Here is a 15,557-nt window from a genome sequence, read left to right as displayed (position 1 = left end):
GTGAGATGACCCGACACGTTTTCAGCAGCATCGAAGGCCATACCGAAGGCATGCCTGTGCGCATGGTGATAGCCGGTGCGCCCGCGCTCAAAGGGCGAACCATGAGTGAGCGGCGTGAATATTTCATGGCCAACTTCGACTGGATTCGCCGCAGCCTGATGCTCGAACCCCGTGGCCACTCGCACATGTCGGGTACGATCTTCTACCCGCCGATGCGCGCTGACAGTGACTTCAGCCTGCTGTTCATCGAGACCTCCGGCTGCCTGCCGATGTGCGGGCATGCCACGTTGGGTTCGATTACCTTTGCGCTGGAGGCCGGGCTGATTGAGCCCAAGACCCCGGGCAACGTGGTGGTGGACGTTCCGGCAGGGCAGATCCACGCCACCTACACCCGCAGCGGCGACAAGGTCAGCTCGGTGTGTTTCACCAACGTCCCTTCATTCTTGCTGCACCGTGACCTGGAAATCGATTTTCCGCCACTGGGGCCATTGAAGATCGACATCGCCTACGGCGGCAATTTTTACCCGATTATCGAAGTGCAGCCCAACTATCCGGGTTGTGAGCATTTCAGCGCGCAGCAACTGCTGGAAATGGGCCGGCAAATGCAGGATCTGCTTAACCGGTCGGTGGACGTGGTTCACCCGGAAAACCCTGCGATCAAAGGTGTCAAACACTGCATGTGGACAGGCGCGCCCCTGGCTTGCGAGTCTCAGGGCCGGGCCGTGGTGATTGCCGGTGAAAGCCTGATCGATCGGTCGCCGTGCGGCACCGGAAGTTCGGCCCGGGTCGCCCAGCGCTATGCCCGTGGCTGGTTGGCCGAAGAGGGCGCCTATCGCCACGAAAGCCTGATCGGCAGTTTTTTTGTCGGTCGCGTGGCGCAGACGCTGCACCTGGAAGACGGCAGTGCCGCTATTCGCCCGAGTATTGAGGGAAGGGCATGGATCACAGGGCGCGCTGAGTTTATTGTCGACGATACCCAACCCTGGTGGGACGGCTTCAGTCTGGAAGATTATGCCGCTCCGGCCTCTGCACAAGAGACTTCCCTATGACACCTGCGCAGCCCGTTGCACAAATCCCGGTTCCCGGAGAAAAGGTAGTCGTGGTCGGCGGCGGTATCGTCGGCGTCTGCTGTGCCCTTTACCTGCAACGGGAAGGCTATGCGGTGACCCTGATCGACCCGGCCGCCGCGGGCGACAGCACCGCCAAGTGGAGCTGCGGGCAAATGGCGGTCAGCGAGGTCATCCCGTTGTCCAAGCCCGGCATCCTGAAGAAAATCCCGGGCTGGCTGCTCGATCAGAAGGGCCCGCTGGCGCTCAGGCCCGGTGCGTTACCTGGCATCCTGCCGTGGTTCCTGCGGTTTCTGGCTTGTGCCCGCCACTCGAAAATTGTCGAAATTTCCGAAGACATGGCGACGCTCACTCACCATGTCTACGAGGACTATGCGCCCTTGCTCGAAGCGTGCCCGGACAAGACCCTGATGGGCGAACGGCCAATCCTCGAGCTGTTTGATTCGGCTTCAGGCATCGAACACGAACGGGAGCATCTGGCGCTGCGTCAGGCGCTGGGCTTCAAGTCCGAAGTGCTGGATGCGGCGGCAATCTCGGATCTCGAACCGTCATTGGTCGGCAAATTCAGCCATGGCTTGCTGTTCCCAGACTGGCGGTCGGTTAATGACACCAAAGGTTTTATTGCCGCGCTGACGCAAAGTTTTCTCGACCAGGGCGGCGTGCGTGTACGTGGCCAGGTCAAGCGCATCGATGAGGTGGCCGATCGCGCCAGCGGCGTCACCCTCGGCGATGGCCAACGCTACGCCGCGGATCATGTGGTAATCGCTGCCGGCACTGGCTCGCGTCAGTTTTTCGAGCAACTCGGTGCGCAGGTTCCGCTGGCCGGTATCGCCGGTTATCAGGTGCTATTGCCCACCCCCGGCGTGGAGATTCGTCACTCGGTGATTTATGCCGACGGCGGTTTCTGCTTCAGCCCGATGACCCGTGGATTACAGATTGGCGGCACCATCGAATTCGCCGGCCCCAATGCCGAGCCGAACTTCAAGCGCGCCGACATCATTCTTGAGAAGGCGCGAAAAATACTTCCCCGGTTGCAACTGGATAACGTCGAGTACGGCGTCGGCTATCGCCCGTTTTTGCCCGACACCAAACCCGTTATCGATCGCAGCACTCGACTGTCGAACGTGTTCCTTGCGTTCGGTCACGGCCAGCTCGGCCTGACATTGGGAGCGACCACCGGACGACTGATCACTGACCTGGTTGCCGGTCGAAAACCTGCCCAGGACCTGACCCCTTTTAGCGCCCAGCGCTTTGCCCTTGTTGGAGGCCATGCATGAAATCCTATGACCAGCTCTATATCGACGGCCAGTGGGTTCGTCCGAAGAACGGCGCAACCTTTGACACGATTGATCCGAGCAACGAGTCGGTCATCACCCAGGTCGCCGCGGCCACCGCAGGCGATATCGACCTGGCGGTAAACGCCGCACGCCGTGCATTTGATGAGGGGCCATGGCCGCAAATGACCGGGGCCGAACGCGCGACGATTCTGCGGGCCATCGCTCGTGGTATCCGTGAACGTCAGGACAAACTGGCCGAACTTGAGGTGCGAGACAACGGCAAACCGTTGCCCGAAGCGCAGTGGGACATCGCCGATACCGCAGGCTGCTTTGACTACTATGCCGATCTGGCCGATGACCTTGATGGCCATCGTGAGCAGAATATTTCCCTCGCCGATGAGCGCTTCACGTCCATCGCGCGCAAAGAACCGGTGGGTGTCGCCGGGGCCATTATTCCCTGGAACTTCCCGATGTTGATGGCCGCCTGGAAAGTCGCGCCGGCATTGGCCGCTGGTTGCTGCATGGTGCTCAAACCTTCGGAGCTGACGCCGTTGACCGCCCTGGAGCTGGCGGACATCGCCCATCAGGCCGGTTTGCCTGCTGGCGTGCTCAATGTCGTGACCGGCCTCGGTCCGGATGCCGGCGCTCCGCTGAGCGAGCATCCAGGCATCGACAAACTGGCGTTCACCGGCAGCGTGCCAACGGGTACGCGGATCATGCAGGCCGCCGCCCGCGACATCAAAAACATCAGTCTGGAGCTGGGGGGCAAGTCGCCTTTCATCATCTTCGACGACAGCGATATAGAAGCGGCGGTCGAGTGGATCATGTTCGGGATCTTCTGGAACCAGGGGCAGGTCTGTTCGGCAACTTCAAGGGTGCTGGTGCAACGCAACCTGTACGAACCACTGCTCAAGCGACTGGTGGAGCAGACCCAGCGCGTCAGCATTGGCAACGGCATGGACGAGGGCGTACTGCTCGGCCCGCTGGTCAATCGCGGCCAGTACGACAAAGTGCTGGCAGCCATCGCTCAGGGTCGGGAGGAGGGCGCAACGCTGCTTGCCGGCGGTACGCGTCCGGCGAATTGCGAGAAAGGCTACTTCTTGACCCCGGCGATTTTTGCCGACGTGCCGCAAGACAGTTGGATCTGGAAAGAGGAAATCTTCGGCCCAGTGGTATGCGTGCGACCCTTCGATGATGAAGCCGAAGCATTGCGCAGCGCCAACGACTCGCGCTTCGGACTCGCTGCTGCCGTGATGTCCCATGACCTTGCCCGTGCCGAGCGCGTTGCCCGCCGACTGCGAGCGGGCATCGTCTGGATCAATTGCTCACAACCGACTTTCACCGAAGCTCCTTGGGGCGGTTACAAGCAAAGCGGTATCGGCCGTGAGCTGGGTGAGTGGGGGTTGAGCAATTACCTGGAAACCAAGCAGATCACCCGTTACGACAGTCATCAGCCGTGGGGCTGGTACATCAAGTAAAGGAGCCCGTCATGCGCTGGAAAAAGACGCTGCAAATGGCTGATGTGCATTGTGAAGGTGAGATCGGCAAGGTCATCACCGGCGGGGTCATCGATATCCCCGGCAAGACCATGCTCGACAAGATGAACTACATTAACGAAGTCGATGACAGCCTCAGACGCCTGGTGATTCTGGAGCCGCGTGGTTGCCTGCAAATGTCGGTGAATGTGCTGTTGCCGCCGACGCGGCCCGAGGCTCAGGCCGGGTTCATCGTGCTGCAAGCGGACAAGGCTCACCCCATGTCCGGCAGTAACTGCATTTGCGTGGTAACGGCGTTGCTGGAGCTTGGCATGCTGGAAATGCTCGAGCCGGTGACTACGGTGGTGCTGGACACTCCGGCCGGCCTGGTTACCGCCCGTGCACAGTGTGCGGACGGGCGCTGCCAGAGTGTTTCGCTGGACATGGTGCCGTCGTTTGTCGAGCAACTGGATGCCAAGGTCGAGACCGCAGACTTTGGTGTGATCAAGGCAGACATCGCGTTCGGCGGTGTCTATTACGCACTGGTGGACGTTGATCAGATCGGTTTGACCATCGCCCCTGAGAACGCTCGTGAACTGGCCACTCAAGGCGTTCGTCTCAAGGGGCTGATCAATGTGCAGGTGAAGGTCTGTCATCCGCTGTTCAAGGCGCTCAACGAGGTGGCCTATGTGATGTTCCGCAACCGCGTGGACGCGAAAACCTACCAGACCTGCACGACACTGCCTCCGGGGCGAGTCGACCGATCGCCGTGCGGTACGGGCAGTTCGGCGAATCTGGCGACCTTGAACGCAAGGAATCTGGTCGAAGTGGGGGATAAACTCACCTCGCGGTCGACCATTGGCGGCGAGTTTCAGGTTGAGTTGCTGGGGCTGACGCAAGTGGCCGGAAAACCGGCGGTCCTGCCCAGAATCACGGGGAGGGCATGGATTTACGGATTGCATCAGATCGGGGTCGATCCGGATGACCCTTTGGCGGATGGTTTTATGCTGAGCGATACTTGGGGTGAGGGTTTTTAACTGACCCCGGGTGGATGTTAAAGTTGTGGGCTGGCCGGATAACCGGCCTGCACTGCCGAGAGCATGACCTGATGAGCAAAGAAACGACTGAAGTTACCGGTGGTGCCAAACGCCATGGCGGTCGCTACATCTACGAAGAGTTGCGCAAGCAGATCCTGACGCTGAAGCTCAAGCCCGGTATGCCGCTGGACGAAGTGTCCCTGGCCGCGCAGTTTGGTCTTTCCCGTTCTCCGGTGCGTGATGCGCTTGCGCGTTTAATCAGCGAAGGCTTGGTCACCATCCTGCCTAATCGCACGCTGTTGGTGACGCCCTTCGAAATCGAAGAGTTCCCCAATTACATTTCGGCCCTTGACTTGATTCAGCGCGCAGTGACTCGCCTCGCGGCGCTGCATCGTACGGATGAGGACCTGATTCGTATTCGTGCTGCTGATGCCGCCTATCTGGACGCAGTCAGCACCGGGGACTTCCAGGCGATGTCCGAAACCAACAAAGCCTTGCATATGGCAATTGCCGAGGCCGGAAAAAACCCGTACTTCATCAGTTATTACGAGAAGCTGTTGGGTGAAGGTCAACGATTGCTGCACCTGCACTTTGACTACATCATCAGTTCAGCCAATACCTCTTCTTCGATCGGTCGCGACCACGATGAAATCGTCGATGCCATTGCTGGGCGCAAGCCCGACGAGGCTGAACGGGCGGCGCATGAACACACGATGTTGTTCCAGCGACGTTTCCTGGCGTACCTGCAACAAAACCTTACCGAGAAGATGTCTGTTGGTTGAGATGCGCTTCGACCTATTGAAAACCTACCTTTTGATATAGCTTTCGGGCGTCGGTAAGCACGCTGGTTGTCCAGAACATCATGCGCTTGTAACCAGCGGCCTTAGGCATTCTCACACCACAGCTTTGGCGTCAGCCTTGATAGCTGATTTGCGATAGGTCAGCAAAACGATGCCGGTGACCACAATTGTCCCGCCCAGAATCTGCCCCGCACTGAGCATTTGATCCAGCACAATCCAGCCCATCAGCAACGTCGCCAATGGCTCGATGTTCATCACCGGCGCATTGCGTGGCATGTCCAGCCGAGGCACTGAAATGAACAGCACGATAAAACCGGTGCCGTACAACACCACCAATGTGGCGAGGGCCAGCCATCCGGTCGAGGTCGCGGGCAGGTTCAGTCCGCCTGGCAGGGCGTCAGCCAGTCCTGCCAGATTGACGCTGCTGAAGACGATAAAAATGGTCAACAGACTGCGCACCGAACCACGTACCTGAGGCAACTTGTGGTCGGTAATCCACAGCGCGCAGGCGAACACGCTGGCGGCGCAGAACGCGAGCCCGACGCCCAGCAGCCATTGCGGGCCGACGTTGGCCGCGGTCGAAAGACGCCCGGGGACGTCCAGCACAAATACCAGCCCCACCAGAATCAAACCCATCAACATAGCGGTGCGCGCAGTGGGTCTCGGGCCACCCAGCGCCCAGGTGAGCAACGCCAGCAGGATGGGAAACACGTTGGCCACCAGCAGCGCCAGCGCCACCGGGACCCGTGCGACGGCGGAGTACAGGCACAGGCTCTGCGCGGTAATCAGAAGGCCCAACAGCAATTGCCAGCGCCAGGCACCCGCCGGCAGACGCAGACTTTGTCTTTGCCACAGCACCAGGATGGCGAGCACCAGCAAGGTCCCGCCAGAACGCATCAAAATCGCCAGCAATACACCCGCGCCATCGTCAAACGCGACCCGCGCCGCCACATGGTTACCGGCGAACGCACAGCCCATGCACAAAAGAATGATAACGGCGAGATGGCGGGGGAAGGGCGGCGATACGGACTGCGTAGGGCGAGGCATGGCGGATCTCGAAGGGTGACAGGCCAGTTCGGGGATGGCGTCGGGTTTTTATTATGTTGTCGTACAACTTGATCGATTTGTACCGTAATCGGATAGGTCGGGCAAGAGAGATTGGGTGGCCTGTAGCCTTTGACGGTCACACCATGGTGAATCAGTACATGCGTCATTCGTGTGTTTTTGATGGGCTGGACGGCTGTTACTGGCCGATTCTTGCCTGTCACCAGGGGGCAGAAAACAACTCATTTCAGCCGCTCACAACGCCATTCAGGATCCAGTCCACACCATTTGCGCAATGGCTGAAAGCGTATGATGGCGAGCCTTCATTACCGATAAGGAAATCGCCATGCGTCCTGACAAGGCGTGTTCAGTAGTTCTCTGTCCCGCGCAGCCCCCCAGGATCCTTTTGTTCCGTCATCCTCAGGCTGGAGTGCAACTGGTGAAGGGAACCATTGAAAAGGGAGAAACACCGGGCCGAGCAGCCCTGCGTGAACTGGCGGAAGAGTCTGGTATAAGCGCGGCCGCAATCGAAGACGACCTGGGAAGTTGGGAATCCGGTCATCTCGGCCAGATCTGGTCGTTTCAACTGTGCCAGGCGGGTGGGCCACTACCTGAACAATGGTCACATCAAACGCTAGATGACCATGGTCACCTCTTCGAGTTTTTCTGGGCTTCGCTCGACCATTTACCTTATGACGATTGCCACCCGGTTTTTCGTCGGGCGCTGGTCTTTTTGTGCGAGGTCCTGGAAACGCGTGGGCACTTGATGGGCAAGCATCTTTGATTCAAATACGGAACGACTGTTTTTGGCCGATGGCTGCCCCGTGTGAACTGCAGCAACTCATCGTACTTAGATGGGAGAGGGTAAAAAGCGGTACTCATCGCGACGGCCGTTGCACCTGGAACTTCAGGGTGTAGGCCGGGTCAATAGCGGCCCTGTATCGCAATTGCCGAACAGCGGTGTGGTCTGTTTACGGCAGTGCCGTCCGAGTTCAGTCGAGTCCGCCCCCTCATGCAAACCAAGAGTGTTCTACCGAGACTCATCGTGGTGTTCTGCGCTATCGCCTCGTTTTGTTCTGTCGCTGCCGAGCGAAGAGCGCCCGCTCAAAGTAACAGTGCATCAACCGCCCTGATCGAAACAGCCTCGCGGCAGTATGAAAATGGTCAGTTGGACCAGGCCGCTGCAACGTTGGAGCGTGCCCTGCATATCCAGCCGAACAATCCCGCGACGCTGCATTACCTCGGTGTGTTGCGTCTTCAGCAGGGGCAGTTCCAGCAGGCTGAAACCTTAGCGGCGCGCTCGAACATGCGAGTTGGTGGAAACGTCCAATTACGCAACCGAAACTTTCAATTGATCCAGGCGGCGCAGCAGGCCCAATCTACGGGTACCCCACCCAATGCCAAAGAGGACTTGGCCGCAGTACAGAAAGGGCTGGAAGAGGAGGCTCAAAGGCGCCGCGAAGCGGAAATGGCGATTGTTGCGCAACGCGGCGCAGACAACATCGCTGGCGCAGAGACAGAGCATGCGTACGCCGAGCTTGGGATTCCTCGCGGTCATATGCCGCCTCCGGGCAAATGTCGAATCTGGTTTCCTGATCGTCCGCCAGGGCATCAGCCTGCACCCGGTAAATGCAAGAAGCTGCGCCATCGGGTTCCCGCTGGGGCCTATCTGGTGCACGGTTGAGTATTTGAGTGTCCGCTGCTGGCCGAGAGCGGAGTCTCCCCACCTCTCGCGGTCGATTCAATACTTAGATCAGCTGTCGTACTCCCAGGCCCAGAATCAGACCACCGCACAGGCGATCAATCACTTTCCGAGCCTTCTGATACGCCGAGGAAATCCTTGGTTGCGACAAAGCCACCGCAACCAGTCCATACCAGGTCAGCGAAACGACCACCACAACCGCCAGCATTGAGACGAAGGTGCTGACCGAGGGGTGGGCGGGGGCTGCTGCTGAAAAGACGGCGGCGTAGAAGGCCATGGATTTAGGATTACCGATGTTGGTGACGACACCCTGAAAGAAAGATTTCCGGACGCTGCCAGCCGTGCCCTCACAAGGCCGTAAGGCGGGGTGCTTGCCTGCTTTAACGATCAGGCGTACGCCAAACCACATCAGGTACGTCGCACCCATTATCTTCACAACCAGTACTGCCCATGGGAAGGCTGCAAACACAAGGCCCAGGCCTGTGATCGCACAGCCAGACCAGAGCAGGTTCACGGTCACTATACCGGCGACCAAGGCCAACGCCTCGGCACGTGTCGCGGCTACTGCCTTGTGAACAACGGCGACGAAGTTCGGCCCCGGAATCACTACGCCCGCCAGATAAACCCAGAAAACAGTAAGCACCGCAGTACTGTCGAACATTTCGATGCCTCTTAGCGCTAATCGGTATCAGCGTCTGGTTGAAGATTTCATCACGTTTGTCGCCGCGAGAGCATCCATGCTAGCGAGCGAAGGGGCCGACAGTCAGACACAGATTCCACAATAAACTCCGATACAGTGACCTTTTATGCCAAGTAAACCCTGCCCGGCGATGAGATGGTCGGGGATCGCTATGGCCTGGCGAGGAATGCTTCGCTGTTAGGGGCGGATGTGTGCTGTCCGCAATTGGCCGATTGCTGCCTGTCACGTGGGGGTTGGAACAGTGCCTCCGGCAGCGGGCCCCCCTCCAGAAGTAGTCTGCGCCGTGCGGTTTCCACACTGCGCTGGGACAGGGCCTGCATACGCGGGGATTGCACGGCCCACGAGTGCCAATACAACGCCACGTCGGTGAAGTGCCCCGGTGCGACGTCCACAAGCTCTCGGTTTTTTAGCCAATCACGCAGTTGTATTTGCGGCACCATGCCATAGCCCAGGCCGCGGCGAATCGCTTCAAGTCGGGCCTCGGGCAGTGACAAGTAATGCGTAGGATAGGCATCTGCGCGCAGGCCGAAGTGTGATTGCATGAACTGATCCTGCAGTGTGTCCTTGCGTGAATAAGCAAACACGGGGGCCTTGCGCGCCGCCTCCCGAGTGAGTCCGTTGGGAAACCACCGCGCCTGGAAATCGGGCGACGCTACGAGGCGATAGCGAACAGAACCCAGATGGAGGGCGAGACAGCCACGCATGGGTTCCGCACGTGAGCTGATGCAAGCGATGACCTGACCACTTTCGAGCAGCGTGTACGTATGGTCCTGATCATCGACGACCAGGTCGAGCAGTATGCGTTCGCTGACAAAAATGGCCGCTAGAGCGGGGAAAAACCAGGTCGCGAGGGTATCGCCGTTGGCTGCGATGACAACCCGTAGGTGCTCGTCTTGATCGCCCGAGAGCTCGTTGAGCAATTCCTCCTCGAGCACGGTTGCGCGTCGAAGATAAAGCAACAGCCTCCGTCCCCTCTGGGTCGGCTCGCAGGGTCGACCTCGGACCACGAGCGGGCTGCCCAGGTAGGCCTCCAACGCGTGTATTCGCTGGGAAATAGCCGAGGGCGTTATCGCGAGCCTCTTTGCGGCCTTCTCAAAACTGCCGTCGTCGACGACTGCCAGGAACGCTTGCAACTGCTTGGCATCGAGTTTCACCGCGCGGCCTCATTAAGTTTTGCTAAGCAATGCTGAAAGTTACTTCATTATTCTTAACCAGGAAACCGCTAACGCCGATGATGGCTTCACGGCGACATCGCTCCTCTGATCACCAGAGTCGCCGTTTCACGAACCAGTCGGCGCAGGCGACTGATTTCGCGCTCACTCATCAAGTTCAGGAGAAACTCATGACACTCAAAATTGTTGCTGCTATCGCGGCGTTTGCAGTGCTGTCCGGTTGTGCTTGGCAAACACCAGCGTTGAAGCTCGATAACCAGTTGTATCAGACCTCGGCGAACGCTTCGCTGGCACGCGGCGCACAAACCGGAGCCCGCCGCCTTGCGCTTGAGGCGGCGAACGCCAAGTGCACCTCGCTCGGCAGCGACATCAGCGTTCTGGATATTCAATCGCGCTGGTCGTTTCCGGTTAATGGCGTTGCCTTCGTGACATTCCGTTGCAAGCCGGTTGCGAGTCACAAGGTGGGGTAGCCGAGCCTGGGGGTGTGACTCATTTATCGCTGAAGGCATTGCCCTGGGGGATCGGCAAGCGCCGCACCACTGACCGTGAGGGCGGTGGTTGCTATCGTGAACAATGCCAACGCATTGCGCATCTTTTCACCCTCTGGATGGACTTGGGTTACTGTGGATTTGTCAAGGGGCCGAATCGATGGGTGACGGAATCGTCTGCGAAAAAAAGCCGTATAACGTCATCGATGCCCATCTACGCTAAGACCCAAAGGGCAAAGCGGTCGTTGTGCAGTATGGATCGCAGTGCGGTTGCAACCCATAGGTGCACGCGGGCACTTACCTGCGTCGGTTCTTTTCCTGAAAGCCCAGGACTCGACGCCCAAGTGTCGTAGCAACGCTTCAGAAATTCGGCGCAGTGAGATGACCCCAGACCAAATCTATTCGCATATCCGCATCGTCCTCAGCATCATTCTGGGGCTGGGCATAACGACGTTGCTCAAGGGGATCGCATCGATCATCGAACACCCGCGCCGTTTCGGATGGTCCTGGATACACATGAGCTGGGTGGTGTGGGCGCTCATTTCAATCATGACATTCTGGTGGTGGGAGTTTCGTCTTACGCAGGTACCGGTATGGACGTTCGAGTCTTACTTTTTCATTGTTTGCTTTTGCGCCCTCTACTTCATGGTATCGACGATGCTGTTTCCGTCCGACGTGAGAGAGTTCGGCAGCTATGAAAACTACCTGCTGGAACGACGTGCCTGGTTCTTCGGGCTCATCGCTCTTCTTACGGCCATGGACCTTGTCGATACCTCCCTCAAGGGTAACGCCCGCTGGCAGACGTTGGGAGCGGCGTATACCGCCCATACCGTCATCATGCTGGGCATCGTGTTGATTGGCATCACACAGAAGCGGCGTCGAGTACAACTGGCACTTGCACTGTTTAGCCTGATCTATCAGCTCGGCTATTTTGCGGTCGAGTACTTCACCCTTATAGCGGACTGACTCAGAAGGAAAGCCGCCGTTGTGCAATGGTTTTTCCTGACCGGGTCGGTTGGAGTGACCGCTTCTGGCCCCGCGCGCCGGTACACAAGGCTCAGCGTCTATATCGCAGCGCCTCCACAAACGCAGAAAAGGCTGCAGATGCCTGGCGTCTGTTGGGGTAGTACAAATGGTAGCCCTGAAACTCGGGACACCAGTCGGCCAGGACTTCCTTGAGTCGGCCGTCGGCCAGGTACGGTGCGACCAATTGCTCTGGTACGTAGGCCAGACCAACGCCATCCAGGGCGGCATTGAGAACATGCATGATGCTGTTGAAAACGAGTTGCCCGTCTGCCTTGACCGTAAACGCCTGGCCATCTCGTTCAAACTCCCAGGCGTAAATCGCCCCTGATGGCCGGTGACGGATGTTGACGCAGTCATGGGCAGTCAACTCATGAGGTGTGGCGGGTACCGGGTGATGTTCGAAATACGCCGCAGATCCCACCACCGCCAACCGCCAATCCGGTCCTATGCGAACCGCAATCATGTCCTTGCTGATCGATTCGCCCATGCGAATGCCGGCATCGAAGCGTTCCTCGACCACGTTGGTGAATCCATAGTCGACGTAGAACTCCAGTGTGATATCCGGGTAATTCTTCAGGAAGCCGGCAAGCATCGGCCGAATGCACAACTCTATCTGATCGTCAGTGCAGGAAATACGAATCGTGCCACTGGGCTTGTCCCGTAATTCGCTCAAGGCTTCAAGCTCAACAGCGATCTGGTCAAAAAGCGGGGCGATCGAGCGCATCAACCGTTCTCCCGCTTCTGTCGGCGACACATTGCGTGTCGTGCGGGCCAGCAGACGTATCCCCAGTCTTTGTTCAAGTGCCCGGATCGTATGACTCAGCGCAGAAGGCGTAATGCCCAGTTTGGCGGCGGCTTTGGTAAAGCTTTGATCGCGCGCCACTGCCAGAAAAGCCTGGAGGTCGTTGACTTTGGTATTGGCCATTGCTGAGTTTTTCTCAAAACTACATGAAGATTATGCCTACTAATCAGGGTATCTCGAATCCGTCAAGCTCTGTCACCTATCTGGAACGGAGTACTGATGATGAGCGAGACAGCTGTAACCCTCCTTGGGACTGTAGAAGCCTTGACCCCTCCAGGGCTTGTTCGGCGCGACTTCGTAAAGGCCACCGACGTCGGCATGTACGACCTGACGGTGGTTGGCTGAAACGCCAGTGCTTCAGCCAACAACGATTGGAAGAGAGGTTTTTAAATGACGGCTCAAGTATTCGACACTCCGGTAGGTGATGCCCTCGGCATGCCGGGCACTGCGGAACTGCCGGCTCACTGGAGTGGCATTTTTGCGATGACGCTGTGCGTATTCGCGCTGATCGCTTCGGAGTTCATGCCCGTCAGTTTGCTCACGCCGATCGCATCGGATCTGCAAATCAGTGAAGGACTGGCCGGGTATGGGATCGCCATCTCCGGCGCGTTCGCGGTGCTGACAAGCCTTTCGATTTCCAGGCTTGCGGGCTCGATGGACCGCAAGACGCTGTTGCTGCTACTGACCGCGATCATGTGCGTGTCGGGGTTGGTGGTCGGTCTGGCGCCGAACTATAAGGTGTACATGATTGGTCGTGCGCTGATCGGCGTGGTGATCGGCGGGTTCTGGTCGATGTCGGCGGCCATGGCCATGCGCCTGGTACCGGCCCATAGCGTGCCCAAGGCTCTGGCAATCTTCAACGGCGGCAATGCCTTGGCAACCGTCGTGGCCGCACCACTGGGAAGCTACCTGGGGAGTGTCATCGGCTGGCGGGGTGCTTTCTTCTGCCTGATTCCGGTAGCGATCATCGCGTTGATCTGGCAGTGGATCAGCCTGCCAGGCATGAAGGCGGCGCCGCGCAAAGCGGGGGATGGCAATGTCTTTCGATTGTTCAGGAGCCCATTGGTCAGTTTCGGCATGTTGAGTGTGGGCATTTTCTTCATGGGGCAGTTTGTATTGTTCACCTATCTGCGCCCGTTCCTGGAGACCGTCACGGGTGTAGAGGTTTCCATGTTGTCAATGATCCTGCTGGTCATCGGCGTGGCGGGTTTTTTCGGGACCATCCTGATCGGCACTTTCCTGAAAACCGGCATGTATCGCGTCCTGGTCTGCATTCCACTCTTGATGGCCGCCATTGCACTTTCCTTGATAGTCCTTGGCACAGGAGTCGTGGCAGCTTTTGTATTGCTGGGGCTGTGGGGCCTGATCGCGACGGCAGCGCCAGTGGGGTGGTGGTCGTGGCTGGCCAAGGCGTTGCCCAAGGATGCCGAGGCCGGTGGCGGCCTGATGGTGGCAGTCATTCAGCTATCCATTGCGCTGGGTTCGACCCTCGGCGGGCTGCTGTTCGACGGGAGCGGCTATCGCATGACCTTTCTCTCAAGCGCAGTCTTGCTGGTACTCGCCGCAGTGCTGGCTTTTTTCACATCGCGAAACCAGGTTTGATGGAAGACAGGTTTGACCCAACCCTCCATGCGTTGCTAAAAAAGCAAAAGTCATTTGCGATTCGGGAGGATTGTTGCGCCAGGAGTCCGAAGTTAGCATCGATCCATCGCTGCAACTCATCAGACTTTTGGCGTGAGTCAAAGACAGCTTTTTACCTGTCGCTCAGCTGATCGTCCCTCCCTCGATCAAATATGGAAACTCCAATGTCGAAACTCTTCGAAGAATTCAGCATGGGCGACACCACGCTCAAAAATCGTATCGTCATGGCGCCTTTGACCCGCTCTCGCGCACCCGATGATGTCGCCGATGAGCGAGTGGCGTTGTACTACGCGCAACGCGCCACCGCAGGCTTGATTGTCAGCGAGGGCACGCCGATATCCCGTGAAGGTCAGGGCTACCTCTTCAATCCGGGGATCTTCACCACCGAGCAAATCGCTGGATGGCGCCTCACCACCCACTCGGTGCATGCCGTGGGTGGCAAGATGTTTGCGCAAATCTGGCACGTGGGTCGTGTTTCGCATCCGTCGATCCAGGAGGGCGGGAAACTGCCGGTGAGTGCCACGTCGAAGCAAGCGGTTGGCGCGACGGCTTTCGGCTACGACGCTGACGGCAAACCGGCGTTGGTAGCGCCACCGGCGCCACGCCAGCTGACAACGGCCGAGGTTTCGCGGATCGTCGGTGAGTTCGCGCAGGCGGCCGAAAATGCGATCGAGGCAGGTTTTGATGGCGTCGAAATTCATGGTGCCAATGGCTATCTGTTCGAGCAGTTCATGAATCCGCTGGTCAATGATCGAACCGATCAATACTCCGCCGATCAGTTGGAAAATCGCCTGCGCTTCACCCTGCAAGTCATCGACGCCGTGGTTGCGCGGATTGGCGCCGACCGAGTGGGCATCCGCATTTCGCCCTATGGTCAACTGTTCGATATGCCGTTGTATGAGCAAATCGATGAAACCTACACCGCGCTTGCCACAGAGATTGGCGCTCGGCAGCTGGCCTATGTTCATGTCATGGATCAGTCCGGATTTCCTGCCCCGGGTACTGTGGGTAGCGGTGGCGGACCGAAAGCGACTTTTATCAATTTGCTGTCGACCATGAAATCAAGATTGCCTGACACGGCGCTCATTCTGGCTGGCGGTATGTCGCGCCAACGTGCGCAAGACCTGATCAACGACGGCATCATCGACCTCGCTGCGTTTGGTACCGCTTACATCAGCAACCCCGATCTGGTGGCGCGCCTGCAGAACAACTGGCCTTTGACAGACGCCAAGCGCGAAACCTTCTACGGCGGCGGGGCCGAAGGTTATGTCGATTACGCGCCTCATCGAGGGTAAGCAGTCGCGAACCGGCAAGGTTCCACTTCCT

15 protein-coding genes are annotated in these 15,557 nt (G+C 58.3%); 11 read left to right on the top strand and 4 right to left on the bottom strand.

What is annotated here, in order from left to right; translation table 11 throughout:
* Positions 1-5 precede the first annotated feature (5 nt).
* The 5 genes from AB4O16_RS04210 to AB4O16_RS04190 all read left to right on the top strand — a co-directional run bounded on the left by AB4O16_RS04210 (position 6) and on the right by AB4O16_RS04190 (position 5,638).
* Positions 6-1,049, top strand: a complete 1,044-nt coding sequence (locus AB4O16_RS04210) for a 4-hydroxyproline epimerase (RefSeq protein ID WP_160388046.1) — start codon at positions 6-8, stop codon at positions 1,047-1,049.
* A complete protein-coding gene (locus AB4O16_RS04205) occupies positions 1,046-2,344 on the top strand; it encodes an NAD(P)/FAD-dependent oxidoreductase (protein WP_160388047.1) in 1,299 nt (432 codons plus the stop codon). The genes AB4O16_RS04210 and AB4O16_RS04205 overlap by 4 nt, the downstream gene beginning before the upstream one ends.
* The gene (locus AB4O16_RS04200; protein ID WP_160388048.1) at positions 2,341-3,822 is read left to right on the top strand and encodes an aldehyde dehydrogenase family protein; all 1,482 of its coding nucleotides are present in this window, start codon (positions 2,341-2,343) and stop codon (positions 3,820-3,822) included. Before AB4O16_RS04205 ends, AB4O16_RS04200 begins: the two co-directional genes overlap by 4 nt.
* 11 nt (positions 3,823-3,833) lie before the next feature.
* Positions 3,834-4,856 (top strand): proline racemase family protein, encoded by a 1,023-nt coding sequence (locus AB4O16_RS04195; protein WP_160388049.1) that lies wholly within the window; start codon positions 3,834-3,836, stop codon positions 4,854-4,856.
* A gap of 71 nt (positions 4,857-4,927) precedes the next feature.
* Positions 4,928-5,638: a GntR family transcriptional regulator gene (locus tag AB4O16_RS04190; RefSeq protein WP_160388050.1), complete on the top strand. Its 711-nt coding sequence runs from the start codon at positions 4,928-4,930 to the stop codon at positions 5,636-5,638.
* 111 nt (positions 5,639-5,749) lie between these two features.
* On the opposite strand, the gene AB4O16_RS04185 is transcribed toward AB4O16_RS04190, so the two are convergent.
* Complete coding sequence (locus AB4O16_RS04185; RefSeq protein WP_160388051.1) at positions 5,750-6,703, bottom strand: EamA family transporter; 954 nt, start codon at positions 6,701-6,703, stop codon at positions 5,750-5,752.
* Positions 6,704-7,046: 343 nt separating this feature from the next.
* On the opposite strand from AB4O16_RS04185, the gene AB4O16_RS04180 reads away from it, so the two are divergent.
* Together AB4O16_RS04180 and AB4O16_RS04175 are read left to right on the top strand one after the other, a co-directional pair.
* A complete protein-coding gene (locus AB4O16_RS04180; protein WP_160388052.1) occupies positions 7,047-7,484 on the top strand; it encodes an NUDIX hydrolase in 438 nt (145 codons plus the stop codon).
* A 228-nt stretch (positions 7,485-7,712) separates the two neighbouring features.
* Positions 7,713-8,384 carry a tetratricopeptide repeat protein gene (locus AB4O16_RS04175; RefSeq protein ID WP_160388053.1) on the top strand — a complete coding sequence of 224 codons (672 nt, stop codon included), beginning with the start codon at positions 7,713-7,715 and terminating at the stop codon, positions 8,382-8,384.
* Positions 8,385-8,448: 64 nt separating this feature from the next.
* On the opposite strand, the gene AB4O16_RS04170 is transcribed toward AB4O16_RS04175, so the two are convergent.
* Together AB4O16_RS04170 and argP are read right to left on the bottom strand one after the other, a co-directional pair.
* Entirely contained in the window at positions 8,449-9,063 is a 615-nt protein-coding gene (locus AB4O16_RS04170; RefSeq protein ID WP_160388054.1) for a LysE family translocator, read from the bottom strand.
* Positions 9,064-9,251: 188 nt separating this feature from the next.
* Complete coding sequence (gene argP / locus AB4O16_RS04165) at positions 9,252-10,256, bottom strand: HTH-type transcriptional regulator ArgP (protein ID WP_460157089.1); 1,005 nt, start codon at positions 10,254-10,256, stop codon at positions 9,252-9,254.
* A gap of 188 nt (positions 10,257-10,444) precedes the next feature.
* Here argP and AB4O16_RS04160 point away from each other — a divergent pair, with 188 nt between their 5' ends.
* Together AB4O16_RS04160 and AB4O16_RS04155 are read left to right on the top strand one after the other, a co-directional pair.
* Positions 10,445-10,744, top strand: a complete 300-nt coding sequence (locus tag AB4O16_RS04160; protein WP_160388056.1) for a hypothetical protein — start codon at positions 10,445-10,447, stop codon at positions 10,742-10,744.
* Between the two features lie 399 nt (positions 10,745-11,143).
* Positions 11,144-11,728: a hypothetical protein gene (locus AB4O16_RS04155; protein ID WP_160388057.1), complete on the top strand. Its 585-nt coding sequence runs from the start codon at positions 11,144-11,146 to the stop codon at positions 11,726-11,728.
* 91 nt (positions 11,729-11,819) lie between these two features.
* Here the strand turns inward: AB4O16_RS04155 and AB4O16_RS04150 are convergent, their stop codons facing one another.
* The gene (locus tag AB4O16_RS04150) at positions 11,820-12,713 is read right to left on the bottom strand and encodes a LysR family transcriptional regulator (protein ID WP_460157088.1); all 894 of its coding nucleotides are present in this window, start codon (positions 12,711-12,713) and stop codon (positions 11,820-11,822) included.
* Between the two features lie 312 nt (positions 12,714-13,025).
* Here AB4O16_RS04150 and AB4O16_RS04145 point away from each other — a divergent pair, with 312 nt between their 5' ends.
* Positions 13,026-14,192, top strand: coding sequence for an MFS transporter (locus AB4O16_RS04145; protein WP_460157087.1), 1,167 nt, complete (start codon positions 13,026-13,028; stop codon positions 14,190-14,192).
* Positions 14,193-14,395: 203 nt separating this feature from the next.
* Positions 14,396-15,526 carry an alkene reductase gene (locus AB4O16_RS04140; RefSeq protein WP_460157086.1) on the top strand — a complete coding sequence of 377 codons (1,131 nt, stop codon included), beginning with the start codon at positions 14,396-14,398 and terminating at the stop codon, positions 15,524-15,526.
* Positions 15,527-15,557 lie beyond the last annotated feature (31 nt).

Source organism: Pseudomonas sp. S2_H10, assembly GCF_054668285.1.
The sequence above is the reverse complement of the archived record's forward strand: the minus strand, read 5'-3'. Positions and strand labels throughout refer to the sequence as shown.